Source organism: Helicobacter sp. T3_23-1056, assembly GCF_053654535.1.
On sequence record NZ_JBSIUU010000057.1, the window covers coordinates 1 to 4,316 of the forward strand.

A 4,316-nucleotide genomic window follows, 5' to 3' on the forward strand; every position below is an offset into this window, starting at 1 on the left:
TTCAACTTTATAAAACATATCAGGGTTTCCGCAGTTTTGGCTATCAAAATATGTGCAAGAATCTAAAGGGGCATAGCAACCTCCGCAGTAAGTTAAATAGTCGTAATATTTTGGATTTGTTTTATAGTCATTGATTTGTGCTTGTGTGGCGTTGATTTGGATTTGTAAATTTTGGATATTGTCTTGTAATTCGTTGATTTTGTCCATTTTTTGTCCTTTTGTTTTGTGGATTTTTGTTGCAAAAAAAAATCAATACTAAAAAAATTAACGATATTTCCATTTTAGTATTTTATAGTTTTTTCAAAAAAGTGGCTAATTTTTATCAAAAATGGCATTTATTTTGCTATTATTTTTTTAGCCATAAAGAAAAAAATCTTGTGGCGTGGCGTTAAAAACCTGCTGTTTGTCGTTTTGGGCGTATATCGTGGGGCTTCTTTTGAAGCATTATGTTCGACAGCTTAAGCCTAGCGCGTTGCGTTTTTTTTGCAATTCGTGCCATTTAGTTGGGGGCATTCGTAGTTGCGAGGTATCTGCGAAAAGTGGCGTTTTTTTAAAAACGCCCTTATTTTTTATCTACTCTAAAAAGTGTTTTTAACCTTAAAGTTTTATCCTCTAAAACTCTTACCTCTACCGCTTTAGCTGTTCCGTCTTTATATTGTTTTAAAAATGAAAATGCTAGTATTGGTTTGCCTGTCTTGTTATCTTTTGTTAGATTCCATTGTGCTTTATCAAAGTTGTAAAAAATATCATAAAGGTTATTTAATAAATCCAAATCTTGTGGATGACCATTTTTTATGTGCCTGATAGCGTGAGAATCTACGCGCAAAGTGTAGTTTTCCAAATCAAAATGTCGTTTTTCTCCTGCATCATTTTGTAGGATTTTTAGCCTGTTAGCGTTTTCTCGTTATTTTGCCAAAATTAAAAACTCTGTTTTCTACGCTTTCAAGGCTACTTTTTACAAAAATATTAAAAATTTTTAATTTTTTCTTTTTGTGCTTTGTTTAGTCTGCTCGTGTTATTTGCTATCTCTTTAGCTAAAAAATCTTTTCCATCACCTATGCTCATTTTTACATTGCCTTTTGATTCTAATAATTCACGGATTCTCTTTTTGTCTAGCTCATTAATAAAACCTTGAGGATTTTGCAAAATTAAACTTTGATTATTTTTTATAATATTTTCTAAACTAGATTGGAGGTTATTTTTGATTTTTTGACTTGTGATTTTAGCATATTTTTTAGTAATATCGTTTTGTAGTCCTTTGCTTGCTAGCGCACCGCTTGCAAAACCTAGCGCGAAATTCTGCGGGCTAAAGCCTTTTATGTTGCCATTTTCATCATACTCTAGCCCTGCTATGCTTCCACCTAGCACGCCTCCCCCTAAAGTCGCATTTGCGTGGTAAATGTTTGGATTGCTAGAATCAAATGTGCCTTTATTTGCAACGGCTTTGATTTGATTGCTATCAAAAACAACAATATAATCTTTTTTGTTTGCCTCGTTTGTAGCAATAATCCCATCATAACCAGCTTCTTTTATCGCTTGTGCGTATCGTGTTGAAAAATTTTTATAAGAGTTAAAATATGAGTTATGATGTGGTAAAAAATCTTTGTTTGAAACATTTTCTTTTTTTAATTGATATTCAAGGTTGGGGGAATCTTTTGCTAGATTTCCAAAAATACGCCTTAATTCATCTTTGTTGATTGGCTTTGTAAAATCTAATGGATTTTTTATATGTAAAAATACTTCGTAATTTTTGCCTCCAAATTGATGGTAATTTTCTGCAAAATCTTTGTCCCCGCTAAACCAAAAACCTAAGCCCGACTCATCTTTTGCTTTATCAAAAATTGTAATATCATCTGCTCCGCTTCCGTGATAAAAAACCTTTGGTGTGCCATCGGCGTTTTTGGTTAGCTCGTGGCTATCTTTGTGCCATTCAAAAAGATTTTTTGCCCACGCTTCGTCTTTGTTAAATTTTTGCGCGATTTTTGGTATAATGTCCTCGTCAATCTCGTTGGGTAAAGATTTGTTACTCTGTAAAAGCGTTTCAGTGTTTGACTTGGCGTTTGGGGATTGATATATTATTTCTGCTCCCGCTTTTAGCTTGTTTTCTAAAGTTTTACTCTTTTTTGGTGCATTTGATATGCTTACAAAAAAATCATCTCTTTCTAAATTTATGCTAGTAAAAAAATCTTTTTCCTGTATTCTTTTTGCAAAAATAACGATATTTTCATTATCTTTTATAATAAAATCTGGCGTATTTAATGTTTCTTTGATTTGTGGTATATATTTGGTTCTATCTTTTTGTATAAGTTTCAATAAACTGCCATTTGTTAGGATTATATCTTTGTTGCCTATTGCCTCTTTTATTGTTTGATTTAGATTTGGCTTGTAGCTTTCGTTTATGTTTTTTAGATTAAAAGTTTCTAGCCATTTTTTGCGCGATTTCTTGGGGGATAATGTAGTTTTGCCCTGTGGTCGTTGTCAAAATATAATCGCCATTTATGTATCGTTGCTGTGTTTGTGGTGTGGCTAGATTCTCTTTTGGCATTGCCTGTGTGTTTGTCGGGCTTGGCTCGCTAGAAAAAAGATTAGGTTCATCTTTTAGATTTGGATTTTTATTTGGATTTTGCGCGGGCGTGTTTTGTGCTGTGGTGTCAATGTCTTTGCTTGGATTTAGATTTTGTGCCTTTTTAGCATTGCCAAAATCTTGCACTTCATTTTTTAATCGATTTAAAAAACGCTTTTGCAAATCGTCTAAAAGTGGATTTTTTAGTTTTTCATCAATGCTTTTTAGCGCGGATTTTTTGCCAAAATTGCCAAAAACATAGTCAATATCGTTGCGTGTGATTTGTATGTAGTTTTTGAAATATTGCGTAGGTGTGGGCTGGCTAGGTTTTTGCTTTTTTAGCGCGATATTTTGCCTCGCTGTGTCGATGGCTTGCAGGGTGGATTCTAGCGCGTCATTTAGCTTGGAGTTTAGCATTTTTATTTCATCGCTTTTGTGCGTTTTGTAGCTTTGGGTGGATTCTAGCGTGGCGTAGAGTTTGTTTTTTAGCGCGTGGAGGGGGGATAGATTTTTTGCACTTGGATTTTGCATAAAAGATTGTATGTTTTGCTCATACTCTTTTAGCACGGGCATTGCTTGGTCTAGCTGTTTTTCTTGGGCTTTAAAATATGCTTTTTCTTGTTGAAATTTGGTTAAATCTCTTTGTGCGCTAGCAACCTCTTGCCTCGCTCTTATAAGTTCGTATCTAAAAAAATCTTGCCTATTTTTTGGTGCATTTTTTGCGTTGTTTTCTAGTGTTTTTAGTTCTTTTTGCTTGCGTGTTAAAATATCTTTTGCCGTGTTTATATCTTGACGGACGCTAGATTGCGCGGAGGTGTAAAAATGCTTTAGTTCATCAAGATTTGGCATAAAATTAGAATGTTTTTGCGTATTTTGTGGTATAGTTTGGGGGTTAGGGTTTTCTAAAGGGCGTTTAGTTGTAAAAAGGGTATCGCCGAAAGTCTTATCCTTTTCCCTTTCGACTTCATAAGCTGTAACCACCCATTTATTGTCCCCCTTACCATTAAAACCTTGTGAAATTCCCAATTTGTAGATTTTATCCTCGCTATCTTTATGCCAAATTGTCGTTATTCCATTTTTAGATTCAACCTCCCCTTTTTCTATGATTTCAGGGATTTTGTGTAAGTCTAGCTCGGGGTGTTTGTCGATTATGTGGCTTAAGCCGTAGCCCTCGTGTTTTTGCGCGTCTGTGATTTTGCCCCAGACTAAATCAATATCGCTTAGCTTGCCATCGATTTGTTTTTCAAATGCCCCTGCGACTTGCCCGCTAAAATCTTGCCCCGCTTCTTTTGCTACGCTCGCTTCGGCTAGCAGTTTTTGGATAGCCCCTTTTCCGTCTTTGTAAAATTCCGCGTAGTTGTAGCCAAAATCTTTTATTGGCTTTAGCCCTGCATATTTTTCAATCTCTTTGCGATAATAAGCTATGGTTTGCTCATTCCATTCATTTGGGGTAAAAAAATCTTTTTTTAGCGTGCCATTAAAGAATTTTTGCAAAGTTTCTAACCGATTTAATTCTCTTTCAATCGGCTTTAATTTACGCTCAAGCGCGTTTAGTTGTCTATTTGTCTCGGGCGTCATATACAGCGTTTTGCCCACTCTTGCGTTGCTTCTTATCGTTTGTGCCTGCGCGCTTATATCTTTATATTTTGCGACTAAATCGCTTATGTTTGATTCTATTTTTTCGTTTATTTCTTTGTTTTTTGTTGGATTTTGATTTTGCGCAGGTGTGTTTTGATACCCTCCCCCTTTCCCC

The 4,316-nt window shown here is 35.1% G+C and carries 4 protein-coding genes; all 4 read right to left on the reverse strand.

The window, feature by feature from the left end:
- A partial coding sequence (locus ACWIUO_RS13440; RefSeq protein WP_454178395.1) for a hypothetical protein occupies nt 1-207 on the reverse strand: 207 nt, incomplete at its 3' end.
- 355 nt (nt 208-562) lie between these two features.
- Entirely contained in the window at nt 563-880 is a 318-nt protein-coding gene (locus tag ACWIUO_RS13445) for a PBECR3 domain-containing polyvalent protein (protein ID WP_454178397.1), read from the reverse strand.
- Between the two features lie 86 nt (nt 881-966).
- Nucleotides 967-2,400 carry an ADP-ribosyltransferase-containing protein gene (locus ACWIUO_RS13450; protein ID WP_454178398.1) on the reverse strand — a complete coding sequence of 478 codons (1,434 nt, stop codon included), beginning with the start codon at nt 2,398-2,400 and terminating at the stop codon, nt 967-969.
- A 10-nt stretch (nt 2,401-2,410) separates the two neighbouring features.
- Nucleotides 2,411-4,316 (reverse strand): putative barnase/colicin E5 family endoribonuclease (locus tag ACWIUO_RS13455; protein ID WP_454178396.1); only part of this gene is annotated, 1,906 nt, incomplete at its 5' end.